Source organism: Pseudoalteromonas sp. CNAT2-18.1 (genome assembly GCF_022347865.1).
Lineage (GTDB): Bacteria > Pseudomonadota > Gammaproteobacteria > Enterobacterales > Alteromonadaceae > Pseudoalteromonas > Pseudoalteromonas ruthenica.
This window is the reverse complement of record NZ_JAKRFR010000005.1, coordinates 266,493-290,664: the sequence shown is the minus strand read 5'-3', so window position 1 is coordinate 290,664 and position 24,172 is coordinate 266,493. Positions and strand designations below refer to the sequence as shown.

Below are 24,172 nucleotides of genomic sequence, written 5' to 3'. Positions count from 1 at the left end.
TTAGTCGGTCAGTGCATTCACTAATGATTGGGCACTTAACTCACTGCAAGCACCTTCAGCCCAATTAACACCTACCCACACGCCATCATCATGCAAAGCGGGAGCTAATTCATCAAAATACTCACTAAGCGATATATCTATGGCTGTGTAGTCTTGCCACTCATTTACGCATTGTTGCTGCGCCAGCGCTTCGCTGTGCCACAGTAGCAGCACATCTTTGTTATCATCGTATGCCGAGGTCACACTGGCTACACCCCCGTCTGGGGCACTCAATAGCCATAATGTTTGCTGCTCACGGACCTGCTCACAAAAGCTATCAAGTTGCGATTCTATTTCTATATCGTTGCTATTATTCATTATTCGGCCTTTCTTGGATCGGTTTGTTGGGCCAGTTGTTCACGGCTGTACTGTTGCCAAAACGCATGTAATTGCGAATAAACGCTGAAATCGGTGAGTTGACGAAACGCCAACCAATCTAACAGGCAAAATAGGCTGGTTAGTACATAAGCATGCTTTATTTTACCACTGCTAAGTAATTCTTCTAACACCCCTAAACATTGGCTAATGCGCTGATGTTGGAGGTTAAAAAATAACGTATCTTGTGTGGTGTCAAACCCTGAACGCTGGCACAAAAGCAGCTCAACACCGGAATCATTCGCCGCGTTGATAGTTGTTAGTTGGTTACGCTCATCCCAATGCAATGGTTTGAGCTGATGGGCTTGGCTTAAGTATTCAAAAATTACAGTGGAGTCATATATACTCTGCTGCCCGTCGACCAGTACTGGAATTTTCGCTACCGGCGTGTGTTGTAATAGCAGTTTTCGCCCTGCGGGGGAGAAAATATCTATATGTTGGTAAGGAACATCAAGTGTGTGCTGGGCGCACCAAATACGCAGGCGGCGTACATAGGGGGAGGTATCAGAGCCATACAATTGCATTGTAAAACCTGCCTTGTGAGCAACAATCTCAATAACTGAGCTCCAAAATAGCAGGCTTTACAAGCAATGCAATAGAAATTTGGCGAGCTTAATCGCTACGGCTAGTCACTTCGAGTAAATGATAACCAAACTGTGTTTGTACTGGACCTTGTACTTGGTTTAACGGGGCTGAAAACACCACTTTATCAAACTCTGGTACCATCATGCCTGGGCCAAACTCTCCAAGCGCTCCGCCGTCTTGTGAGCTCGGACACATGGAGTGTTGTTTTGCCAGTTCTGCGAAATCTTCTCCCTGTTCAATCTTATCTTTTAAATCTAGGCACAGGGCCTCGTTATCCACCAATATATGACGCGCACTTGCCAAAGCCATAAGTTACTCCATTTGTTAATATCATGATTCTGTTAGGCCCTTCGCCGTGGGTGAGCCGGACCTTTTTTACTGCCATTAAGTTTAGACAAACATAATGATTTGTCATTATAGCGCTTGCTCAACAGCTTGGGTAAGCGTTTCTGACATTGGTTTTGTGCGGCTGTTAAAGCGTTGCACCTGTTGTCTATCCTTTGACACTAAGTACTTGTAAAAATTCCAATTTGGAGAGCTGGTTTGCTCGTTCAAAAATTGAAATACCGGATGAGCATCGTCGCCCCTCACCGGTGTCGGCGCGAGCATAGTGAAGGTCACACCATAATTGATGTAGCACACTTCAGCAGTGTCTTTTTCGTCATCTTCCTCTTGGAAAAAATCGTCAGATGGAAACCCTAACACCACCAAGCCTTGATCTTTGTACTTTTGATGCAGCTGCTCAAGCTCTTTGAACTGCGGTGTAAAACCACAGTTGCTGGCCGTATTAACAATAAGCAAAGGCTTATCTTTAAATTGGCAAAGATTAATGCTTTGCTCTGAGCGTAGCTTACGCACTTCAACATCGGTGAAATCGCCACATTCGCTGGCTTCGACTGTAGAGCTAAGCAGTAATAACGCAGCGCTTAGGGTGCTGAGAGTGAATCGGATCATGACCGTCGCCTTTTCATTGTTTGTCTCGCAGAGTACGATACTATCAATGTAAATGATCATTTTTAGCAACCATTATTTATGTTTGAAACCGCTGAATTAAGTGATTTGCCTCGTATCGTAGATATTTATAACCAGACTATCGCCAGTCGCATGGTGACCGCAGACACTGAGCCGGTCACTGTTGAAGAGCGTCGCTCGTGGTTTCTAGGTCATACGCCTGAGCGGCCCATTTTCGTTTACAAACAAGATGAGCGAGTTGTGGGTTGGTTGAGTTTCAAATCTTTTTATGGCCGCCCCGCTTACGACGGCACCGTAGAGGTTGCCATTTATTTATGTGAATCGGTAAGAGGACAGGGATTGGGGCGAAAAGCGCTTAACTTCGTTGAAGCTCATGCCCATACACTGGCAATTGAGAACCTCTTAGCTTTTATATTTAGTCATAATAAACCCAGTATCGGGCTTTTTACCTCGGCGGGGTTTTCGGTGTGGGGGCAACTGCCAGATGTAGCGAGAATGGATGGTCAATTATACAGCTTGACCATCCTTGGTAAGTCACTAGTCGCGTAGTTTTGCAAACGCTGTGCCCATGCGCGTGGTGGCCTCGGGAACTTGATCGTCAAGAAAGTCAGCCTGATTAGCTCCCCACGCTAGAATGACAGTGGAGCCAAGCTTGAAGCGCCCCATTTCCTCACCTTTTTTCAGCTTCACTGCGCGGTTTCCTTCGCTTGGGTAATCCCAGCTGAATACATCTTTACCTGCTGGTGGCGTGACTGTCCCAGCCCAAACAGTTTCGATGCTGGCAACAATGGTGGCGCCTACCAGTACCATCGCCAGCGGGCCAATGTCTGTATCAAATATCGCCACTACGCGCTCATTGCGAGCAAATAAGTTGGGCACGTTTTGCGCCGTTAAGGGATTTACAGAGAATAAATCGCCAGGTACATAGATCATCCGTTTTAACGTGCCGTCTACTGGCATGTGAATACGGTGGTAATCTTTCGGTGCAAGGTAAATGGTGGCGAACTTACCGCCTAAAAAGGGCTCGGCATCGGCTTGGTTGCCGCCAAGTAACGTCTGCACACTATAATGATGGCCTTTGGCTTGCAGTAATTGACCCTCATTAATATCGCCGAGTTGGCTAATGGCCCCATCAACTGGGTGAGCGATAATATTGTCGTCTTCGCAAAGCGGGCGGATACCGGCTTTGAGTGGGCGAGTGAAAAACTCGTTAAAGCTTTGGTAGTGGCTTGGGTCCTCATGCTGCGCTTCGCTCATATCAATTTTATATTGCTTAATAAAAAGCTTAATGAGCGAGGTGGTAAGCTTGCCCGCCTTTGCTGCGGCTAATTTTCCAACTAAGCGTGATACGCCGTGTTTTGGTAGCGCATATTGAAAAGCGATTTTTACTTTGTCTAAATTCACTGTGTAGATTCCACTGTAATTTGTTAAATGGTAACGAAACCAAAGAGTAAAGGCCAGTTACCGGCCTTTGGATGCTACACTCGTGGATTACGAGCGCCAGCACGGCCATCGGCCATTGATTCTATTATGCGGTGATAGTTTTCAAAGCGAAAATCGGCAATATCGCCTTGTTCAACAGCCTCTCGCAGTAGACAGCCCGGATCATCTAGATGTTTACAATCACGGAACTTACAGCCGCCTAAATATTGACGAAACTCTTTAAAGCACCAAGCGACGCGCTCGGGCTCTAAATGCCATAGGCCAAATTCGCGGATCCCTGGGGAGTCGATTAAGTTGCCGCCACTGGGGAGGTGATGTAAACGAGACACGGTTGTGGTGTGTTGACCTAAGCCGCTATTGCTCGATACGGTCTTGGTAAGGATATCGGCATCAGGCAACAAGGCATTGACTAAGCTTGATTTGCCAACCCCACTTTGGCCAACAAAGATGCTGTTGTTATCCGCCAACATTGCCTTTAGTGTATCCATGCCTTCACCGCTTTCGCTACTGACCATCATCACCTGATAGCCTAAATGAGCGTACTCAGCGAGGTAATCGGCAAATAGCTCACGGTCTTCATCGTCGAGTAAGTCCACTTTATTCAAAAGCAGCACAGGGGGAATCCCCATGTCCTCACACGCGACGATATAACGGTCGATTATTTGTGTGCTAAATTCCGGCACCACCGCAGAGACCATTAGAATTTGATCGACATTGGCAGCCACTACTTTGACACCATCGTAAAAATCAGGGCGGGTTAGTTGCGAATGTCGCTCTTCAACTAACTCAACCACTCCGGCGATATCGCCTTCACTGACTTTTGCGCGGCGGAACATCACTTTGTCACCACAGACCAAGCTAGATATCGTGCGGCGAATATTACAGCGTAATACTTCGGCATCCGCTGTTTCCACATCGGCATGCTGACCGAAGCGGCTGACAACGAGAGCCGGTTCAGCCGCGCCTAAATTCTGGCTATCAAGCTCCAGCTCTGCCGCCTTGCTGGCATCGGACTTTACCCGCTGTAAGCGTTTCTGGTGATTAGCGCGTATACGTCGCGCTTGCCCTTTCGACAATTTCTGTTTTTTGGCCACGGAATCTCTTTCGTTCATGCCCATCTTGGCACTGTCCTATTTGGAGTAAATAAGGACGGTGTAAAAAAGGCTTTAGGTCTGCGTATGAAGCTAATATGATATAACTAATCGCAGCAAACCGAAAGAGAAGCAGGGCGCACGACTATGGCTGTAAGCAAAACAAACCTGGTCTGGTTAGACTTGGAAATGACCGGCTTGAATCCCGATCACGACCGCATTATGGAAATTGCCACCATTGTTACCGACAGCGAGTTAAACATCCTCGCCCAAGGCCCAGTGATTGCTATTCACCAAAGCGACGAGTTACTCAACAATATGGACGCGTGGTGCACTAACCAACATGGTAAATCGGGACTGACTAAACGCTGCCAACAAAGCGAGGTTAGCGAACATCAAGCCATGGCTGAAACATTGGCGTTTTTAGAGCAGTGGGTCCCCGCAGGCGCATCGCCTTTATGTGGGAACTCCATTGGTCAAGACCGTCGCTTTCTAGTGCGTTATATGCCTGAGCTCGATAATTTCTTTCATTACCGCAACATCGATGTCAGTACCATTAAAGAGTTGGCCCGACGTTGGCAGCCTGAGGTATTAGATAAAGTTGAGAAAAAGGGCTCGCACTTAGCATTGGACGATATCAAAGACTCAATTATGGAATTGCAGGTTTATCGTACAGAAGTGTTCAAAATTTAAAAAAACCGCAAAAAAGGGCTTGCAAAGACAAGGTATTCTTGTAAAATCCTGCCCCGCTTAAGACGAACACCCCGCATTAGTCGGTGTGCTTAAATTAAGCGCTATGTAGCAGTCTCGCTGTTACATATGAAGCGGCACTAGCTCAGCTGGTAGAGCGCAACCTTGCCAAGGTTGAGGTCACGAGTTCGAACCTCGTGTGCCGCTCCAAACTTTTACTGTTGTTGCTAACAGTTTGCAGCCCAAGCTCAGCTGCACAATCCAGAGCAAACAATGAAGCGGCACTAGCTCAGCTGGTAGAGCGCAACCTTGCCAAGGTTGAGGTCACGAGTTCGAACCTCGTGTGCCGCTCCAAACTTTTACTGTTGTTACTAACAGTTTGCAGCCCAAGCTCAGCTGCGCAACCCCGAGCAAATTATGAAGCGGCACTAGCTCAGCTGGTAGAGCGCAACCTTGCCAAGGTTGAGGTCACGAGTTCGAACCTCGTGTGCCGCTCCAATTCACTGAACACACTCAAAACTCAGTTTTATTCCCACATGTATCGCGTATAAAGCATGCAGCCAAGCTGGCATTGTTGATGTATTAAAGATCTCCCCCGCAGTGGCTATGGCTGCATGTATTTTGGTGCTCTTTTGTGCTGATCCTCGTGATGGCGGTTTCCTATTCTGGCTGGCTCGACTAAGCTTTATCTCAGGTTCGTTCAAAAGGTAAAGAAGTAATGCGAAATCAGTCCCTTGCTAAAAAACTCTTACTTGCTAGTTGTGGTGCCTTATTGGTCACTGTGTTGCTGCTTATTGGTATTTTATGGTGGCAATTGGAGCAAAGTAATAGCGCCGTTTCCGGTGAATCCAGAGTGCTTGTGCGCCAAGAGGTTGAGGATAAGCTGTTGGCTAAGGCCGGCTTAGATGGTGAGAAAATCCTCGGTTTTATCAATGAAGCCTATCGAATTCCTTATACCCTAGCTGGGATCCTTGGACGCACCAAAAATCAGCCTTTGGATCGAAGTGCGGTAGAGCAAATAGACCGGGCGGTATTGGCTCAAAATGAACTGGTATCATCCATTTACACGCAGTTTGAAGACAACGCTTATGATGGTCTAGACAATCAATTTACCAGCGGCCACCAGCATTCCGTACCCGGACATGGCTCCTTAGAGATTTACATGATCCGTAATGAAGACGGCTCTATTGAACAGCAAGTGGTGGAAGATGCGAGCGAAAAGCACGTCGATACTATCAATGATATGGGGCTGCGCGAGGCCGAATGGTATCTGTGTGCGAAAGATACACTCAAACCTTGTTTAATGGAGCCCTATCTTTATGAGATTTCGCCAGGGTATTCCGAGATGATGACCTCGCTGACCGCTCCCATCGTTCACCAAGGGCGTTTTTTAGGCGTGGCCGGGGTTGATTTAAACCTACCTATTTTTCAGAAAATCACTGAGCAGCTCTCGGCGAACCTCTATCAAGGCCAAAGCAAGGTGTCGCTCATCAGCTCAATGGGCTTGGTGGTGGGCAGTAGCCATTACACCGAGCAGTTAGGAAAACCATTTGCTGAGGTGGTGGATAAACCACTTATGGCGGCAATAAAGAGCAGTACAGCAAGCGTTGAGCTGGTGGATGACGCATTCGTTGTTAATTACCCATTGGATGTAAAACTAGCCGACTCTACTTGGCGTTTGGTTGTTGAAGTACCTGAGTCACTGGCCATGGCGGGCGCTCAAGAGTTACAGCAAAACTTGGAAGATAATGCTGATGCGCTGAAGTCAGTACTTATTATCGTTGCCATTGTGGTACTTGCAGGCGCTGCGACCATGATGTACTGGCTGACCCGAACCATTGTAGGCCCTATTGATGCCATTCGTATGCGTATGGAAAACTTGGCCAGCGCTGAGGGAGATTTAACACAGTCGCTGAATGTTGATACGCACGCCGAACTTATCGCTTTGGGGAGCGGTTTTAATGCCTTTATCGACAAATTGCGTACTCTTATCTCTCAGCTTAAGCAACTCTCATCACAAACCATGGAGCAGGCCGACAGTGCCTCGCAAGTGGCCACACAAACCCAAGAAAATGTAGAGAAACAGTTTGCTGAAATTGAGAGTGTAGTGACGGCAATGAACGAAATGAGCTCCACGGCGTTGGAAGTGGCCCGCGCCTCAGAGCAATCAGCACAGCAAACGGAAGAAATTAATAAATTAGTGCAAGCCAGTGAGCACAGTTTGTCGCAAGCTGTTGACCAAGTACAAACCATGTCTACGGAGATCAATGATGCCAATGTGGCGGTGGGTAAGGTCGCTTCACGCAGTAATGACATTAACCAGATACTCGATGTGATCCGCACCATTGCCGAGCAAACGAATCTGCTTGCACTGAATGCTGCTATCGAAGCGGCTCGAGCAGGTGAACAAGGACGAGGCTTTGCTGTGGTGGCTGACGAAGTTCGTGCACTGGCGTCGAAAACACGTGCTTCCACAGACGACATCAGTGAGCTTATTACCCGCTTGCAGCAAGAGGTGGGCAGTGCATCAACCATTATAGAGCAGGGTGTGTCACGCGCCGATACCGCTGTATCGCAAACGTCATCTGCCTTTGATGCGCTTCATGAAGTAGTAGAAAAAGTGAATGAAATTACCAATCAAGTGACTCACATAGCCACAGCTGCTGAGGAGCAAAGCTCGGTCACTGAAGAAATCAATCGTAATTTAACGCTCATTTCCGATGCTGCCTCGCACTTGGCCGACTTGGCCCAGCAAACAGGGTCTGGGTCGAAAGAGCTCATTGCCTTGGTTGAAGAGCAAGATTCGCAACTGAGTCGATTGAAAACTTAAGCGTTTCCTCTTTAGGTTCAATGGCTTAAGTTGAATATAAAGTTGCCAACTAGGCAAAAGTACGTCTACGTTTAAACTAGAGTAGAGGGCTTGGTGAAAGCATGGTGAAGCGACGGATATTGATCATAGATGCAACAACAGTGCTTGCTATGCGCATTAAAGTACTGCTAGAGCTGCTCGATTGTGAGGTCGAGCTGCTGCACTTTGCTAATTTAGAAGTCATTGAGCCCAATGACTATGATATGTATATCCTTGCCCATGGCATTCCTATGGCGCTTGCTTGTGACCTCAAACAAACCCTCAGCGGCTGTAATGTCGCGTTATTGGCGCCTAAGGCTGAACAAGGTGAAGTATTTGCAAGCTTCGCCGAGCTCAATAAGCTGTTTATACAAGCTCAAGTTATTTATCCTTTCTATGAAAACAAAGAAATCAGTGCGCTATTAGAAAGCATTTTAGAGATTGACGGACCGCAGTCGATAGCCTTGCCACAAGTGCTTCATGTTAGTCCACAAGATAGCCAAGCACATATCCAGCAGTGGCTGACAGGCGCGCACATTAGCGTACTCGGTGCTCACTCTCTTACTCAGGCGTTGGAAATTGTCAACGGAACACATATCGATATTTTGCTCTGTCATTACCAAGTGCAAGGGGATAGCGGCAGTGATGTGTATTTACAGGTTAAAAGGATACAATCACATTGCCGTTGTATCTTGCTTATAAACCAAGGAGATAAAGCAAATTTACTGGAGGTGATCCGCAGCGGTGTGGATGATGTCATTGAGCTGCCAGCGGATCAAAGTATTGTCCTTAAATCGGTGCATAAGGCATGGCAGACAGAGCTCCTCAAACGTAACAACGCGCAGCTACTTGAGCGGTTACAAGACACCGTTGATGCGCTCATTGAAAAAGACAGTTTGTTACGCGTAGTATTCAAAAACACCCCTGATGCAGTCATTTTGTTTGCCCGTAATGGCAGCCTGATTGACGCCAATGATGCAGCGGCGAAGTTACTTAACCTAAATCAAACCGAGCTCGCAAAGCATACCCTGTTTCAATTTTTGAGCCCAAGCTCAGAGCAAACTTTACTGCAAACTATGCGTTCGACATCAAGCCTAAACCAGCATAGCTGTGAGCTTGAAGTACAAACCTCGAAGCGCGGGCTGATCCCTATGGTCGGTTCCTTCAGTGAAATTGACTATCACGGTGCGATTGCCTACGCCGTAATCTTTAAAAATGTAACTAACCTAAAAGAGCGCCAAGTATTACTTGAAGAGGCGCGAGATGAGCTCGAAATCCGCGTCAAGGAGCGCACTCGGGAGCTGGAGTTAGCTAAGGATCAGGCGGAAGCCGCAAACCGCAGTAAATCAGAGTTCCTGGCCAATATGTCCCACGAACTGCGCACCCCGATGCACTCTATACTCAGCTTTTCGCGATTTGGGCTCGACAAGTTGAGCAATGGCGAAACGCCCATTGATAAGTTAAGCAAGTATCTCAACCGTATTCATACCAGCGGCGAGCGCTTACTGTCATTACTTAATAACTTACTTGATTTGTCGAAATTAGACGTTGGCAAATTTCCTTTTTGCCCGAGCCGAGCTGACGTTTGTAAGTTGATTGAATCGAGCATTACCGATGTGTCTGGCACGGCGATGGAAAAGCACATCAACATAAAACTCCATGATAATGGTGTGAATAGTCACATTGACTGCGATGGTGCGCAAATAACTCAAGTAATAACTAATCTATTAGGAAATGCGCTTAAATTTAGCACCGAAGGAAGTGAAATAGACATTTACTTACATGAGGATGGTGACAACTTGGGAATTCAAGTGGTTGATCATGGAGTAGGTATCCCAGAAAACGAGCTAGAACATGTCTTTGATAAATTCTCCCAAAGTAGCCAAACCAATCGAGGGGCCGGGGGAACAGGTTTAGGATTGGCGATATGCCGAGAGTTTGTGGCGCTGCATCATGGCCGCATTCATGCTAAGCAAAATCCTAAAGGAGGCACTATTATAGAAATAAGCTTGCCAAAAGTTCAGCAAGCACAAGAAACTCAGGCGCCGCCGCATAAGCCGGCAGAATAACAAGCTTGAATAAGGGAAGGTCAATACGATGACAGTGCAACGGGTATTAGCAGTAGATGACGAAGAATATAATCTAGAAATCATTGAAGAAATCCTCGATGATCAGGGGTTTGAGCTGAAAATGGTCGACAGTGGGCCAGCCTGCCTCGCGGTGGTGGGGGAGTTTAAGCCGGATATTATTTTGCTTGATGTCAGCATGCCAGATATGAACGGCTATGATGTCTGTCGCCAACTTAAAGCGAACCCAGAAACCGAAGATATTGTGGTCATGTTTGTATCTGCGCGGGGCACGGTAGAAGAGCGCATGGAGGGTTACGCTGTAGGCGCAGAAGACTACATTGTTAAACCTTTCAGTCACGATGAACTCAAATCAAAGTTGATGAAGCTCAAAGGGTATCTTGACGAGCAAGAAGACTTACAAAAGCAAGTTGACGATGCCACATCTACGGCTTTTAACGCTATGGCTAATAGCAGCGAAATGGGCGAAATCGTCAACTTTGTTGAGCGTATTGGGCAAATTTGGGAGCCCCAAGAGTTAGGCAAAGAACTGCTCAGCTGTTTAAACCGTTTTGGCTTACAAAGTAATGCTGAGTTGCGATTGGATGACGGCGTACAGCACTTCTCATTAAGTGGAGGGTGCTCCCCCATTGTCGTTGAGCTTTTCGATATGCTAAAAACTCGGGGGCGTTTACACGAGTTCTCGCAGCGATTGTTGGTTAACTATGAGAAAGTGAGCTTACTGATCCTGAATATGCCAGAGAAAGAACCTGAGAAGCATGGCCGCATTCGCGATCACGTATGTTTTTTAGTCAGTGTGACCGAGCAGCAACTCACCGCCATTATGACCAAACAAGCGCTGCAAAAGCGTCAAGCGCAGTTGGGGGAGGCGGTATCGCGTATTGAAGCACAATTCCGTGAGCTCATTAGTGCGGTAAATCAAACGCGCAGCGATAATGAAAAAGTATTTCGCGCGTTACAAGAGGAGCTTGAGGAGCGTATTCCCACTATGGGCTTAGACGATGACCAAGAAGCTTTTATCTACCAAAAGGTAGACGACACTATCCAACGCTCGGTGGCCCGAGAGGAGTCGGTGGAGAACTTGCAGGCAGCATTTTCTCGCATTGAGCAAGATCTCGCTAAATTGCTCAACTAACGTGGTAAAAAGAGAGCGCTCTGAGATTACTCTGCGTCTCTGGGAAGCCCTTTTTGTACGGCGCGGATCAATCGCTGAGTTTTCTTTGTATGTGCCGTGACAGTCACGCTCAGTGCCTCACGCTTTTGTTGTTGCTGCGCGAGTGCCCAATGAATATGCTCTGCAACCAAGTCACTAGCCCCGTTTAACCTGGCCATTAACGCCTCAACAATAGCGCTATCGTAGGGCGCGTTACCCAAGGCAATGGCAATATTACGAAGCCAGCGTTGGTGGCCAATACGGCGGATGGGGCTGCCTTCGGTATTAGTTAAAAACGTCTCTTCATCCCAGCTAAATAGCGTCAATAGTGGTTGATCTTTAAGCGGGGCGCGGGCATGGAAGTCAGACTCTGCGGTGATCTCGCCATAACGGTTCCACGGGCAAATTAACTGGCAGTCGTCACAGCCATAAATACGATTGCCCATCGCTGTTCGGTATTGCTCAGGAATAGCGCCTTTAAGCTCAATGGTTAAATAGGAAATACATTTTCGCGCATCAATCACATAGGGCTCAACGATAGCCCCTGTGGGGCACATGGTCATGCACGCGACGCAACTGCCGCACTCTCCTTGGGTGGCTTGTCGGATGTCAGGGTCATCAACTGGCAGCGGAATATCCACAAACAGCTCCCCGAGGAAAAACCATGACCCTGCTTGTTTGTCTATCAATAAGCTATGCTTTCCGGTAAAGCCTAAGCCAGCCTTAGCCGCAAGCTGGCGCTCAAGCACCGGCGCGGAGTCAACAAAAGGACGAAACCCCAAACCTTCAGCAACTTGTGCAATACGCTGGCCGAGCTTTTTTATACGGTTACGCATCAGCTTGTGATAATCGCGGCCCAGAGCATAACGGCTGATATAGGCCAACTGAGGATTTTTCAGGGTGCGGGCAAAGCCCGCGTCAGGGGGTAAATAGTGCATCTTTAACGCGATGACGCGTTGGGTACCCGGTACCAGTTCGTCTGGCCGGGAGCGCTTGGTGCCATGCTCGGCCATAAAGTTCATTTCGCCATGATAGCCAAGCTCAAGCCAACGTTGTAATTGTGCTTCATGAGCACTGAGATCTATGTCACAAATAGCCGCATCGGCAAAGCCAAGCTCGCTCGCCCATTGCTTAATTTGCTGTGCTAGTTCAGGATAATTAATGGTGTTATTCGGCAAAAGTGAAAACCATGGATAGTCATTACAGTACTAATTTACCACAGCTGGTATTTACTCCCCAACAATTGCAGCAATATGAAGCTGCCGCTGCCAAGCACAGCGGAGTGAGTATGCAGGAGCTAATGCACCGAGCGGGTAGCACCGTGGCTCATTGGATACAACAACACTACGACGAAAAAAAACGCGTTATTGTGCTTAGTGGAGGCGGTAACAACGCCGGTGATGGCTTTGTGGTCGCCACTGAATTACGCCAACAAGGGTACGATGTTAAGGTATGGCCGTTGGTCGCTGTGCATACTCTTAAGGGAGATGCCGCAACCATGTATGAGCGCTTTAAACAAAGCGGTGGGGAGTGTGTTCAAGACGCAAGTCTACATCATTACCATATAGTGGTGGATGCTATCTTTGGCATTGGCCTTAATCGTGCTTTGCCGGAACCTATTGCTGATGTATTGGCAAAAGTAAATGCCGCTAAGGTGATGCGTATCGCCATTGACGTCCCCAGCGGGGTCGATGCCCACAGTGCGCAGGTACATAATAATGCCTTTAATGCCCACCATACACTGACGTTTATTGCCTTAAAGCAGGGTCTATTGAGCGGTCGTGCTAAAACCCAATGTGGTCACTTATGGTTTGCGCCATTGGCAATAGAGCAGGCTTTTTACCGCCAATGTAGTGCAGTGGCTTGCTTGAATGATCATGCATCAATGATGCGCAAGCGGCCAGTTCGAGATCAAGGCAGTCACAAGAATAATGCCGGTCATGTCTTAGTTGTCGCGGGGGGGCTAGGAATGGCGGGCGCAGCGCGATTAGCCAGTGAAGCGGCACTACGAACAGGGGCCGGTTTGGTGAGTGTGGCTACCCATCCAGATAATGTGCAAACCATAAGCCAAGGTTGCTATGAGCTTATGGTTCACGGGGTAACAACTGCTCAGCAACTCACAGTACTATTGGAAAAAGCCAACGTCGTCGTTATTGGGCCTGGATTAGGGCAATGTCAGTGGGCGCAACAGATGCTCAGCACGGTTCTTGGCTATGAACACAAACGATTAAAAGTGCTGGATGCGGATGCATTAAACCTATTGGCACAGCATCCACAGCGACTCACTGATTGTGTTTTGACGCCGCACCCCAAAGAGGCTGCGCGATTATTGCAAAGCTCCGTTACTGAGGTGGAAGCCAATCGCTTTGCCAAGGTGCAGGAGTTGGCGCGTTCATACCAAGCAACGGTGCTGTTGAAAGGTCCGGGTACACTTATTTGTAGCGCTGATAAATTAACAATTAACAGCAGTGGCAGTAACGCACTAGCGAGTGGCGGCATGGGTGATGTATTATCTGGTATAATTGGCGCGTTGCTAGCGCAGGGCGTTAGCCCACATGACAGTGCCTGTGTGGGAGCTTATGTGCACGGCTTAGCGGCCCAGCAAGCAAGCAGTGAGGGCAGCAAAGGGTTGCTCGCCAGTGATTTATTTCCAGTAGTACGAGCTTTAATAGGGTAAGCAATAATGACCATGCGGTTTGACCAATATTTAGCGGATGAGCAAGCAACCGTCGCATTCGGGGCGCAACTAGCTCCACTTATCGCTGACGGTGCGGTGATCTATATGTACGGTGACTTAGGGGCGGGGAAAACCACGCTCACGCGTGGAATCGTGCAAGGGCTGGGTCATAAAGGTAAGGTTAAGAGTCCAACTTATACCTTAGTTGAACCTTATGAGCTAGCGCAGGTCAAAGTATATCATTTTGATTTATATCGATTAGCTGACCCAGAAGAGCTCGAATTCATGGGCATTCGGGATTATTTCGATAACCGCGCGGTGTGTATTTTGGAGTGGCCTAGTAAAGGTGAGGGGGTAATTCCTCGCGCTGATTTAGAAATCACGCTAGAGTATACAGGGGAAGCGCGTGAGATCAGTATCGACGCAAAATCTGAGCGTGGCGCTGATGTAGTAACAAAGTTAAAAGGCAATGCTTAAAATAATCATAACCGCAAGCAAGGCAACCTTGTGCGCCATGTTGCTCGTATGGGCAACAGTGGCGGCAGCTAAAAACACCATAGAAAACGTGCGTGTATGGCCATCACCCGATAGCACGCGGGTGGTGTTTGATATGCAAGAAAAGCCAGACTTCAGCTATTTCATGCTGAAGAATCCATTACGCCTAGTCGTTGATATCAATAATACTGCGCACCGTAAAGACTACCCGGCAATTGAAAAGAAGCACCAAATTGTTGATAAAATCCGCCCTAGCACGCCGAAAAAGTCGGGTTCCACTCGAGTGGTGTTTGAGTTACTCAAAGCCACCAAGCCAGTTATTTTTTCTTTGGCTCCTACTGGGCCGTATAAAGACCGATTAGTCATTGACCTTTACGATAAAAGTGACGGTCAACAAGCCCAAAACATACCAAAAAATAGAGTATTAGAAACCAATCGTGACATTGTTATCGCGATCGATGCGGGTCACGGCGGTGAAGACCCCGGCTCTATTGGCCCAAGCGGCACCTATGAGAAAGACATCACTTTGCAAGTAGCTAAACGCTTAGAGCGATTGATTAATGCCGAACGGGGCATGCAAGCCTACATGGTTCGCAGCGGAGATTATTACGTCAAACTCAATAACCGCAGCACCAAAGCGCGCAAACGCAAAGCTGACTTTTTAGTGTCAATTCACGCTGATGCCTTTACCAGCCCACAGCCGCGAGGAGCGTCGGTGTGGGTGTTGTCTCTGCGTCGGGCTAATTCAGAAATAGGTAAATGGATTGAGGATAGGGAAAAACACTCTGAATTACTTGGGGGGGCTGCGGATGCCATTCGCGACACGGCCAGCGAAAAGTATTTAGCGCAGACGCTACTCGACATGTCCATGGATCACTCCATGAAAACCGGCTTTAAAGTGGCTGAAGAGGCCATCAAAGAATTACGAAAAGTGGCGAAAATGCATAAACGCTATCCGCAAGCGGCGAGTTTAGCGGTGTTGAAATCGCCAGATATTCCCTCTATCTTGGTGGAAACGGGGTTTATATCCAACCCTCAAGAAGAGCGGTTGCTGAAAACGGCGGCGCACCAAGAAAAACTAGCTAAGGCGGTGTTCAGATCAATTCGTGGTTATTACCGTAATAACCCCCCTGATGACTCGCTCTTTGCAACGATTAAGGCACAAAACCCAACACGACATAAGATTCGTCGCGGTGAGTCGTTAAGTGTCGTGGCGAGTCGTTATGGCGTCTCTGTCGGGGCTATTAAACGCGTCAATAAGCTAAAAACAGACACAGTCTACATTGGCCAAGTGTTAACCATTCCTAATACCTAACGAGCGTATATGAGTATAGCGATATTACCGGCGCGATTAGCTAACCAAATCGCTGCCGGTGAAGTAGTTGAGCGTCCCGCTTCTGTCGTGAAAGAGTTGGTTGAAAACAGCTTAGATGCGGGAGCGACACGTATTCGCGTTGATATTGAACGCGGCGGCCATAAACTGATCCGCATTACCGACAATGGTTCGGGTATAGTCAAAGATGAGCTCACCCTCGCGCTTTCACGCCATGCTACTAGTAAATTAAAAACACTGGATGATTTAGAATGTATTAACTCCTTAGGCTTTCGTGGCGAGGCACTCGCCTCCATAAGCTCGGTATCGCGACTAACGTTAAAGTCTAAGCCTGCCCAGCAAAATGAAGCTTGGCAAGCCTTTGCTGAGGGACGTGATATGGCCGTGCAGGTGCAGCCAACAGCGCATCCTGATGGCACCACCATTGAAGTTAAAGACTTATTTTTTAATACCCCCGCACGGCGCAAATTCTTACGAACCGAAAAAACTGAGTTCAACCATATTGATGAGCTGCTAAAGCGCATTGCCTTAAGCCGCTTCGATATTGCCATTACCTTAACCCACAACGCTAAAGTAGTGCGCCAATATCGACCAGTGTCGGCGGACGACGCGGGTGCAGTAAAGCGTATTGCTCAGGTCGCAGGCAAAGGCTTTGCCAGCCAGGGAATGCATTTACAAAGTGGTGACCAAGGGCTGTATTTGCATGGCTGGATTATGCCTCAGCACACGCAAACAGAGCCGCAGTATACCTATGTTAATGGCCGCATGATGCGCGACAAATTGATTTTACACGCTATTCGCCAAGCCTTTGAAGAACATACCCAACAAGCGCAAGTGCCGGCATTTGTACTTTACCTAGAAGTCGACCCCCGCCAGGTTGATGTTAACGTGCATCCGGCCAAGCATGAGGTGCGCTTCCATCAGGCGCGATTAGTCCATGACTTTATTTTACAGGCGGTGCAACAGCTGGTGGCCAGTGAGCAAACGCTAATACCGCAACCCTCGATACCACCAGCAAGCGCTGCTCACAGTGACAGTCCTGCTTACCCCAAGTCGCAATTGCGTCCTAGTCCTGATAATCAGCAATCGGGGCAGTTTATGGGAACGGCCAGTCGCTCTGGTTCAAGCTATCGAGATTCAGCGCCAGTGAGCACGCGAGCGCACCCTGTTGATGCCCAACGTATTGCTCAAGCAAATCAGTTTTATCAAGGGATCAGTGAAGTACAGGCTCATGAGTTTAATCATGTGGCAGAGTCAGCCCCTGCGGAGCATGTAGCCGCAGAGAGTGTGTCACTCCTGCCCTTAACGGATGGCCACTGTGCAGTGAGTGTGCAAGGGCAGTTACACCTTAGCCACTGGCGTCAGGTGTTACCGCTGGCTTGGCAGCAGCAACTCGAAGCTGAAGCGCAGCTAAGTAGTCGCGCATTGTTGTTACCTGTGCGTGTGGCCTTGCAAGATAAGGAGTTGGCGTGTTTGCAGGGGCTGCAATCTTGGCTCTCGGTATTAGGGTTCGATATCCAGCTTGAAAAACAATTTGCCATGGTAAAGCGTCTACCCAGCAGCTTATATGCCAGCGATGCCAAGCGAGTGATTGAGCAGATACTCAGCGCGCAGTTGACGGCTGAGAGTTCACAGCAGGATTTTCTCACGTGGCTTGCGGCATCTACGCCGAGCAATTATTTCAATGGTAATGACTTTGCAACTTGGCAGACACAATTACAGAATACTCCAGAAATTGTTCAGCAATTACAGCAAAAAGCCGTTAAAATAGAGCTATCCCAATACGTCAGTCAATTAAGTGTTTAAGCCTTGTGAGTTCATTGCCCGTTATCTGTTTAATGGGGCCTACCGCCTCAGGAAAAACCGCCTTAGCCATTGATTTATGCCAACACTTCGATACCGAAGTGATCAGCGTCGATTCCGCCTTGGTGTATAAAGGGATGGACATCGGCACCGCTAAACCTGATGCGCAAGAACGTGCGTTGGCACCCCATCGACTTATTGACATTGTAGACCCGGCACAGAGCTACTCCATGGCTGACTTTCGCCGCGACGCTCTAGCGCACATCGAACAGCTACATAATCAAGGCAAAGTACCCTTGTTAGTCGGTGGTACTATGATGTATTTCAAAGGCTTACTCGAAGGGCTGTCGCCACTACCTGAAGCTGATGCAGACATTCGAGCTGCCCTCGAAGCCGAAGCAAAAGAGCATGGATGGCCGGCGTTACATCAGCAGTTACAACAAGTGGACCCGCAGGCGGCGGCGAAAATTAACGCCAATGATTCACAGCGAATTAATCGCGCCCTAGAGGTATACCGTATCAGTGGCAAGAGTATGACTGAATTGCAGCAAACGAAGGCACAATCCTTAGGGTTTCCAGTTCATCAATTTGCTATTGCGCCAAGCGATCGTCGCGTTTTGCACCAGCGTATAGAGAAAAGATTCCAAATAATGCTCGAGCAGGGGTTTGAAAACGAAGTTTTGTCCCTATATAACAGGAAGGATTTGCACCCGGATCTGCCTTCTATTCGTTGCGTAGGGTATAGACAAATGTGGGATTACATCGCGGGTGAAATTGATTATGATGAAATGGTTTTTCGTGGAGTAGCTGCTACGCGTCAGTTGGCGAAAAGGCAGCTAACCTGGCTTCGAGGTTGGCAGAACCTAACGTGGCTTGAAAGCGGGGACCAAGAAAACTTGCAACGTATAGTAAGTTCGCTAAGCTAGTATTATTGGGACGTTTTTTTCTTTAGAGTCAGTCCTGAACTAGATACATAATAACACCTAAAACGAAGGAAAATAACAATGGCAAAAGGCCAATCGTTACAAGACCCATTTTTGAATGCGCTACGTCGTGAGCGTATTCCTGTTTCAATTTTTTTAGTCAACGGCATAAAACTGCAAGGCAAGATTCAGTCTTTCGACCAATTTGTCATTTTGTTAGAGAACACTGTAAATCAGATGGTATATAAGCACGCAATTTCCACTGTTGTGCCAGCCCGAGCAGTGAATTTTCATGGTGCGCAAGGACTCGACGCACCGGAGTCAGAAGAAGGGAATTATTAAATCAGTAGGAGCATAATGCTTGTTTGACCGTTATGAAGCCGGCGAACAGGCAGTCTTAGTTCACATCGAATTTCCCCATGAAGGCGATAGAGAAGATCTTCATGAGTTGGAAATGTTGGTATCTTCTGCAGGTGTTAGCAGTCTGGCGGTTGTGCAAGGCAGTCGCCAGGCACCACACCCGAAGCTTTTCGTCGGCACGGGGAAGGCAGAAGAGATAGCTGAGATTGTCAAATCCCACAACGCAGATGTCATTATATTCAACCACGAATTAAGCCCATCACAAGAGCGCAACTTGGAAAAGTTGTGTCAATGTCGTGTGCTCGACAGAACTGCCCTTATCCTTGATATTTTTGCTCAACGCGCCCGCACCCACGAGGGTAAATTACAAGTTGAATTGGCGCAGCTACGGCATATCTCCACCCGTTTAATACGTGGTTGGACGCACTTAGAAAGACAAAAGGGCGGTATTGGCTTACGCGGCCCTGGTGAGACCCAACTCGAGACCGATAGACGGTTGTTACGAGGGCGCATTAAAAGTATTTTAAAGCGTTTAGATAAGGTCGCTAAGCAGCGCGAGCAGGGTCGTCGTGCACGTAACCGCAACGAAATCCCGAGTGTCTCTCTGGTTGGCTACACTAACGCTGGGAAATCAACGCTATTCAACCGCATTACCGAGTCTGAGGTATATGCTGCGGATCAATTGTTCGCGACCTTAGACCCAACACTTAGAAAGCTTGAAGTGCCAGACATCGGTAGTGTTATTTTGGCCGATACCGTAGGTTTTATCCGCCACTTACCGCATGACTTAGTCGCGGCATTTAAAGCGACGCTGACCGAGACCCGTGAAGCCGATTTACAGCTCCATGTAATCGATGCGGCAGACTCGCGTCGTAAAGAGAATATAGAGCAGGTGCAAGAAGTACTAGAAGAGATTGAGGCGAACGAAATACCGCAGCTACTCATCTACAATAAGATTGACCAGCTTGAAGACGTTGAGGCGCGCATTGACCGCGATGATGAAGGCAAACCGATGCGAGTTTGGCTATCGGCGCAGCAAGGTCAAGGAATGGAGCTACTGAAGCAAGCTATTAGTGAGTTGCTCGCGAAGCAAATGCTTAATGCCGACTTGCGTGTGCCCCCTTCACAAGGGCGGCTGCGCGGCGCGTTATACAACCTCAATAGCATTAGCTCAGAGGACTTCGATGAGCAAGGAAACTGGCTGCTTAGCGTTAACGTACCAATGAGTGAATGGAATAAATTGAAAAAGGAAATTGGTGAACAAATTGATGGCTACCTTACGTAGTGCATGAAAATGCGCTAAAGTAGCGACAACCATGATTTTCTTGCGTCAACTTGGGGGCATAAATCTGTCGACTAAGTATGACAACAACGGTAATGCTGCGATAGCATTACCCCTAGCAACAAACATTGATAACTATGGAGTATGGCTATGGCCTGGAACGAGCCGGGTAACAATGGCAACGACAAAGATCCTTGGAACAATAAAGGTGGTCGTGACCAAGGACCGCCAGATTTAGATGAAGTACTGAAAAAGTACAGCGATAAGTTTGGTGGCTTGTTTGGTGGTAAAAAAGGGGGCGGTAACAATAAAAACGGCGGTTTAGGCGGCGTTGGATTGCTTATCGTGCTTGTAATTGCTGCGATCATCTGGGGCCTAAGTGGCTTCTACACCGTTAAAGAAGCCGAGCGAGGTGTGGTGCTACAATTTGGTAAGTTTGACCGTATTGCGCAGCCCGGTTTACGCTGGAAAGCGACCTTTATCGAGCGTGTTATCCCTGTTGATATTGAAGCAGTGCGTTCGTTGTCTGCTTCCGGCTTTATGCTCACCGAAGATGAAAACGTCGTGAGCGTTGAGTTTGAAGTGCAGTACCGTGTGGTTGACCCTTATCTTTACAAGTACAGTGTAACTGACGCTGATCACAGCCTGCAGCAAGCATTGGACAGTGCTCTACGTTATGTTGTGGGCCACTCGCAAATGGACCAGGTACTCACTACAGGTCGTGAAATCGTGCGTCAAAACACCTGGGATGAGCTTAACGACATTATCGAACCATATAACCTTGGCCTGATAGTGACCGACGTGAACTTTAAAGACTCACGCCCACCTGCTGAAGTAAAAGATGCGTTCGATGATGCTATCGCTGCGCAAGAGGATGAAGAGCGTTTTATCCGCGAAGCTGAGGCGTATGCCCGTGAAATTGAGCCACGTGCCCGTGGTCAAGTAACGCGTATGACCCAAGAAGCTGAAGGTTACCGTGAACGCGTTACCCTGGAAGCACAAGGTGAGGTGGCTCGTTTTGAAAAGCTATTGCCTGAATATGCAGCAGCGAAAGATGTGACCCGCCAACGCTTGTATCTAGAGACTATGGAGCAAGTACTGGGCAGCAGCACGAAGGTGCTTGTTGATGTCGAAGGTGGCAACAACATGATGTATCTACCGCTGGACAAACTGCTAGATAAGCATCAGTCAGGGCAAAAAATCACCTTGCCTAGCGCTAATAGCATTCAAGACTTACGCAACAAGTTAGGTGCCAATGCATCGCGTAACAGCCAAGTAAATTCTGGCAATGATCGTTTCTCTAAAGACCGCTTTAACGGAGGAAGATAGCAGTGAGAAATTTTAGTATAATCCTCATTATTGCTGCAGTAGTACTTTCGTTTTCTTCGGTGTTTGTAGTACCAGAGGGGCAGCGCGCTATTGTGTTGTTATTCTCTAAAGTACAAAAAGACGATACCGACAACGCTGTGGTGTATGAGCCAGGCTTGCACTTTAAGGTGCCTTTCGTGGCGCAAGTGCGTAAGCTCGATGCGCGTATTCAAACCCTAGACGGAACACCGGATCGCTTCGTAACCAGTGAGAAAAAAGATCTTATCGTTGATTCTTACGTGAAGTGGCGGGTACAAAACTTCAGTGATTTTTACCTACGTACCCGTGGCGATAAAAATTACGCTGAAACGTTACTAAAGCAAAAAGTAAACAATGGCCTTCGTACCAACTTCGGTGCGCGTACGATCAAAGAAATTGTTTCTGGTGAGCGTAGTGAGTTAATGGAAGAAGCCTTGGTTCAAGCCTCTGAAAGTGCGCGCGAGCTCGGCATTGAAGTCCTCGACGTACGGGTTAAACAAATTAACCTGCCAGACGAGGTGAGTAATTCTATTTACCAACGTATGCGTGCTGAGCGTACCGCTGTAGCGAAAGAGCACCGCTCTGAAGGTCAAGAGAAAGCGGAAGAAATCCGTGCCTCAGTGGACCGTCGGGTGACGGTTATGCTCGCCGATGCTGAGCGTAATGCGCGTTCTGTACGTGGCCAGGGTGATGCACAGGCGGCAAAAATCTACGCCAACGCTTATAACAAAGACCCTGAGTTTTTTGGTTTCTTGCGTAGCTTAGATGCATACAAGAAAACCTTTAAAAACAAGCAAGACGTGATGGTGATTGAGCCTGATGGTGAATTCTTCAAGTACATGAAGAACGCAGAACCACAGTAATCTCGTCATAGTCAGTAATAGCCCCGAGTGCCATCGCCTCGGGGCTTTTTTGTCACTGAGAGAGTCTAATGAGCTGGCAATTGTTAGTAAGCGCCTTTGCGCTTATGCTTATTTTTGAAGGGCTAGGCCCAGCACTGTTTCCAAAAAAGTGGCGTGCATACATGGCGCAGCTAGCGAGCAGTGATGAACGCACCTTGAAAGTGGTGGGTATCATCTTAATCCTTACTGGCGCGCTTGTGTTCCACCTTATTAACCTCGTCTAGCTTGCTGAGCTAGCAATGAATTTTCTATTAGCGGAAAAAATAACCAAAACGGGGTGATCTGCCCCCGGCTTTTCTGATAAAATCTGCGCCTAATTTTTTCTAAGTGAATTTGCAATGGGTAAAAACGTCGTTGTACTAGGCACCCAGTGGGGTGACGAGGGGAAAGGAAAGGTCGTAGACCTCCTTACAGATAAAGCATCTTTAGTGGTCCGTTATCAAGGTGGGCACAATGCTGGTCACACTTTGGTGATTGATGGCGAGAAAACAGTTCTACACCTGATCCCGTCGGGTGTGCTACGTGACAACGTAAAATGTGTTATCGGTAATGGCGTAGTTCTGGCCCCCGACGCATTGATGAAAGAAATTACCATGCTTGAAGAGCGTGGCGTACCGGTGCGCGAGCGTCTGCTTATCTCTGAAGCGTGTCCGCTTATTCTGCCGTATCACGTTGAGCTTGATATGGCACGTGAAAAGGCGCGTGGCGCTAAAGCCATTGGTACCACAGGCCGTGGTATTGGTCCTGCGTATGAAGACAAGGTTGCACGCCGTGGTCTTCGTGTTGGTGACTTGTTCAACCCTGAGCAGTTTGCCAATAAGTTGCGCGAAATTCTTGAGTACCACAACTTCACTTTAGAAAACTACTACAAAGTTGAGCCAGTCGACTTCCAAAAGACGTTTGATGATGCCATGGCTGTGGCGGATATTCTTAAATCGATGGTTGTTGATGTGACTGAGCTATTGGATCAGACTCGTGAAAAAGGCGACAACATCCTGTTCGAAGGTGCACAAGGCACATTGCTGGATATCGACCACGGTACATACCCATATGTTACTTCATCTAACACCACCGCCGGTGGGGTGGCGACAGGAGCTGGTTTTGGCCCGCTGAATCTAGATTATGTGTTGGGTATTGTTAAAGCTTACACTACGCGTGTGGGTTCAGGTCCATTCCCAACAGAGCTTTATGATGGCGTTGATAAGCAAGACCCAGTGGGTAAACACCTTGGCGAAAAAGGCCACGAGTTTGGTGCTACGACCGGCCGTTTGCGCCGTACAGGTTGGTTTGATGCTGTGGCTATGCGCCGTGCGGTACAAATCAATAGCATCTCAGGCTTTTGTATGACCAAACTGGACGTACTTGATGGCCTAGAAACTATTAAGATTTGTACTGGTTATCAGCTTGAAGACGGCACTGTTACTAACGTCACACCGCTTGCTGCTGAAGGCTACGAAAAAGTAACGCCAGTGTATGAAGAAATGCCAGGCTGGAGCGATAACACCTTCGGTGTTACTCGTGTTGAAGACTTGCCTAAAGCGGCAATCGACTATATCAAGCGTGTTGAAGAAATCACCGGTGTTCCGGTTGATATTATTTCAACCGGCCCTGATCGTGTTGAAACTATGATTGTGCGCAACCCATTTGCTGAATAAGCGTAGGGTGTGAAAAAAAGCTGCTGCGGCAGCTTTTTTTGTGCCTGCATATACCAATTTTGGCACTAGTTTTGCTATAAATTGATGAGAGAGTTGATTCGTCAAAGGAGCG

23 protein-coding genes and 3 tRNA genes are annotated in these 24,172 nt (G+C 47.9%); 19 read left to right on the top strand and 7 right to left on the bottom strand.

All coding sequences use genetic code 11. The annotated features are described in order from the left end of the window. From MHM94_RS12880 to MHM94_RS12865, 4 genes are all read right to left on the bottom strand, one after another. Positions 1 to 357 carry a DUF2750 domain-containing protein gene (locus MHM94_RS12880; protein ID WP_022945597.1) on the bottom strand — a complete coding sequence of 119 codons (357 nt, stop codon included), beginning with the start codon at positions 355 to 357 and terminating at the stop codon, positions 1 to 3. Further along, positions 357 to 938: a glutathione S-transferase family protein gene (locus MHM94_RS12875; protein WP_138548633.1), complete on the bottom strand. Its 582-nt coding sequence runs from the start codon at positions 936 to 938 to the stop codon at positions 357 to 359. Before MHM94_RS12875 ends, MHM94_RS12880 begins: the two co-directional genes overlap by 1 nt. 88 nt (positions 939 to 1,026) lie before the next feature. After that, a complete protein-coding gene (locus MHM94_RS12870) occupies positions 1,027 to 1,308 on the bottom strand; it encodes a peptidylprolyl isomerase (protein ID WP_022945599.1) in 282 nt (93 codons plus the stop codon). 105 nt (positions 1,309 to 1,413) lie between these two features. After that, positions 1,414 to 1,953, bottom strand: a complete 540-nt coding sequence (locus tag MHM94_RS12865) for a glutathione peroxidase (protein ID WP_130147203.1) — start codon at positions 1,951 to 1,953, stop codon at positions 1,414 to 1,416. Positions 1,954 to 2,031: 78 nt separating this feature from the next. Between MHM94_RS12865 and MHM94_RS12860 the strand changes: the two genes are divergently transcribed. Then, on the top strand, positions 2,032 to 2,520 hold the full coding sequence (locus MHM94_RS12860) for a GNAT family N-acetyltransferase (protein WP_138508054.1): 489 nt from the start codon (positions 2,032 to 2,034) through the stop codon (positions 2,518 to 2,520). Here the strand turns inward: MHM94_RS12860 and asd are convergent. Both asd and rsgA read right to left on the bottom strand, forming a co-directional pair. After that, positions 2,509 to 3,375: an archaetidylserine decarboxylase gene (asd, locus tag MHM94_RS12855; RefSeq protein WP_045979179.1), complete on the bottom strand. Its 867-nt coding sequence runs from the start codon at positions 3,373 to 3,375 to the stop codon at positions 2,509 to 2,511. The two genes, MHM94_RS12860 and asd, sit on opposite strands and share 12 nt — an antisense overlap. 74 nt (positions 3,376 to 3,449) lie before the next feature. Next, positions 3,450 to 4,508 (bottom strand): small ribosomal subunit biogenesis GTPase RsgA, encoded by a 1,059-nt coding sequence (gene rsgA / locus MHM94_RS12850; RefSeq protein ID WP_022945603.1) that lies wholly within the window; start codon positions 4,506 to 4,508, stop codon positions 3,450 to 3,452. 144 nt (positions 4,509 to 4,652) lie between these two features. Here rsgA and orn point away from each other — a divergent pair, with 144 nt between their 5' ends. The 7 genes from orn (at position 4,653) to MHM94_RS12815 (ending at position 11,265) form a co-directional block, all read left to right on the top strand. Beyond that, complete coding sequence (gene orn / locus MHM94_RS12845; protein WP_022945604.1) at positions 4,653 to 5,198, top strand: oligoribonuclease; 546 nt, start codon at positions 4,653 to 4,655, stop codon at positions 5,196 to 5,198. A gap of 131 nt (positions 5,199 to 5,329) precedes the next feature. Then, a tRNA-Gly gene (locus MHM94_RS12840) sits at positions 5,330 to 5,405 on the top strand. A 68-nt stretch (positions 5,406 to 5,473) separates the two neighbouring features. Beyond that, positions 5,474 to 5,549, top strand: a tRNA-Gly gene (locus MHM94_RS12835). 68 nt (positions 5,550 to 5,617) lie between these two features. After that, positions 5,618 to 5,693, top strand: a tRNA-Gly gene (locus tag MHM94_RS12830). A gap of 220 nt (positions 5,694 to 5,913) precedes the next feature. After that, a complete protein-coding gene (locus MHM94_RS12825; protein ID WP_235419506.1) occupies positions 5,914 to 8,025 on the top strand; it encodes a methyl-accepting chemotaxis protein in 2,112 nt (703 codons plus the stop codon). 101 nt (positions 8,026 to 8,126) lie between these two features. Beyond that, a complete protein-coding gene (locus tag MHM94_RS12820) occupies positions 8,127 to 10,112 on the top strand; it encodes an ATP-binding protein (protein ID WP_235419507.1) in 1,986 nt (661 codons plus the stop codon). Positions 10,113 to 10,140: 28 nt separating this feature from the next. Then, positions 10,141 to 11,265 carry a response regulator gene (locus MHM94_RS12815; RefSeq protein WP_022945607.1) on the top strand — a complete coding sequence of 375 codons (1,125 nt, stop codon included), beginning with the start codon at positions 10,141 to 10,143 and terminating at the stop codon, positions 11,263 to 11,265. Positions 11,266 to 11,291: 26 nt separating this feature from the next. On the opposite strand, the gene queG is transcribed toward MHM94_RS12815, so the two are convergent. Then, positions 11,292 to 12,461: a tRNA epoxyqueuosine(34) reductase QueG gene (queG, locus tag MHM94_RS12810; protein ID WP_235419508.1), complete on the bottom strand. Its 1,170-nt coding sequence runs from the start codon at positions 12,459 to 12,461 to the stop codon at positions 11,292 to 11,294. 11 nt (positions 12,462 to 12,472) lie between these two features. On the opposite strand from queG, the gene MHM94_RS12805 reads away from it, so the two are divergent. From MHM94_RS12805 to MHM94_RS12755, 11 genes are all read left to right on the top strand, one after another. Next, positions 12,473 to 13,960, top strand: coding sequence for an NAD(P)H-hydrate dehydratase (locus MHM94_RS12805; protein WP_235419509.1), 1,488 nt, complete (start codon positions 12,473 to 12,475; stop codon positions 13,958 to 13,960). Positions 13,961 to 13,966: 6 nt separating this feature from the next. Beyond that, complete coding sequence (gene tsaE, locus MHM94_RS12800) at positions 13,967 to 14,437, top strand: tRNA (adenosine(37)-N6)-threonylcarbamoyltransferase complex ATPase subunit type 1 TsaE (protein ID WP_026111201.1); 471 nt, start codon at positions 13,967 to 13,969, stop codon at positions 14,435 to 14,437. Beyond that, positions 14,430 to 15,770 (top strand): N-acetylmuramoyl-L-alanine amidase, encoded by a 1,341-nt coding sequence (locus tag MHM94_RS12795; protein ID WP_022945611.1) that lies wholly within the window; start codon positions 14,430 to 14,432, stop codon positions 15,768 to 15,770. Before tsaE ends, MHM94_RS12795 begins: the two co-directional genes overlap by 8 nt. Before the next feature lie 9 nt (positions 15,771 to 15,779). Beyond that, on the top strand, positions 15,780 to 17,594 hold the full coding sequence (mutL, locus tag MHM94_RS12790; protein WP_235419510.1) for a DNA mismatch repair endonuclease MutL: 1,815 nt from the start codon (positions 15,780 to 15,782) through the stop codon (positions 17,592 to 17,594). Between the two features lie 5 nt (positions 17,595 to 17,599). Next, on the top strand, positions 17,600 to 18,517 hold the full coding sequence (gene miaA, locus MHM94_RS12785; RefSeq protein WP_082079304.1) for a tRNA (adenosine(37)-N6)-dimethylallyltransferase MiaA: 918 nt from the start codon (positions 17,600 to 17,602) through the stop codon (positions 18,515 to 18,517). 78 nt (positions 18,518 to 18,595) lie between these two features. Then, the gene (hfq, locus tag MHM94_RS12780) at positions 18,596 to 18,856 is read left to right on the top strand and encodes an RNA chaperone Hfq (protein ID WP_022945614.1); all 261 of its coding nucleotides are present in this window, start codon (positions 18,596 to 18,598) and stop codon (positions 18,854 to 18,856) included. Positions 18,857 to 18,875: 19 nt separating this feature from the next. Then, entirely contained in the window at positions 18,876 to 20,159 is a 1,284-nt protein-coding gene (gene hflX, locus MHM94_RS12775) for a ribosome rescue GTPase HflX (protein ID WP_022945615.1), read from the top strand. Between the two features lie 147 nt (positions 20,160 to 20,306). Continuing rightward, on the top strand, positions 20,307 to 21,485 hold the full coding sequence (gene hflK, locus MHM94_RS12770; protein WP_022945616.1) for an FtsH protease activity modulator HflK: 1,179 nt from the start codon (positions 20,307 to 20,309) through the stop codon (positions 21,483 to 21,485). A gap of 2 nt (positions 21,486 to 21,487) precedes the next feature. Beyond that, the gene (gene hflC / locus MHM94_RS12765; protein ID WP_022945617.1) at positions 21,488 to 22,366 is read left to right on the top strand and encodes a protease modulator HflC; all 879 of its coding nucleotides are present in this window, start codon (positions 21,488 to 21,490) and stop codon (positions 22,364 to 22,366) included. Positions 22,367 to 22,434: 68 nt separating this feature from the next. After that, positions 22,435 to 22,629 carry a DUF2065 domain-containing protein gene (locus tag MHM94_RS12760; RefSeq protein ID WP_045979187.1) on the top strand — a complete coding sequence of 65 codons (195 nt, stop codon included), beginning with the start codon at positions 22,435 to 22,437 and terminating at the stop codon, positions 22,627 to 22,629. Between the two features lie 114 nt (positions 22,630 to 22,743). Next, positions 22,744 to 24,060, top strand: coding sequence for an adenylosuccinate synthase (locus MHM94_RS12755; protein ID WP_022945619.1), 1,317 nt, complete (start codon positions 22,744 to 22,746; stop codon positions 24,058 to 24,060). Positions 24,061 to 24,172 lie beyond the last annotated feature (112 nt).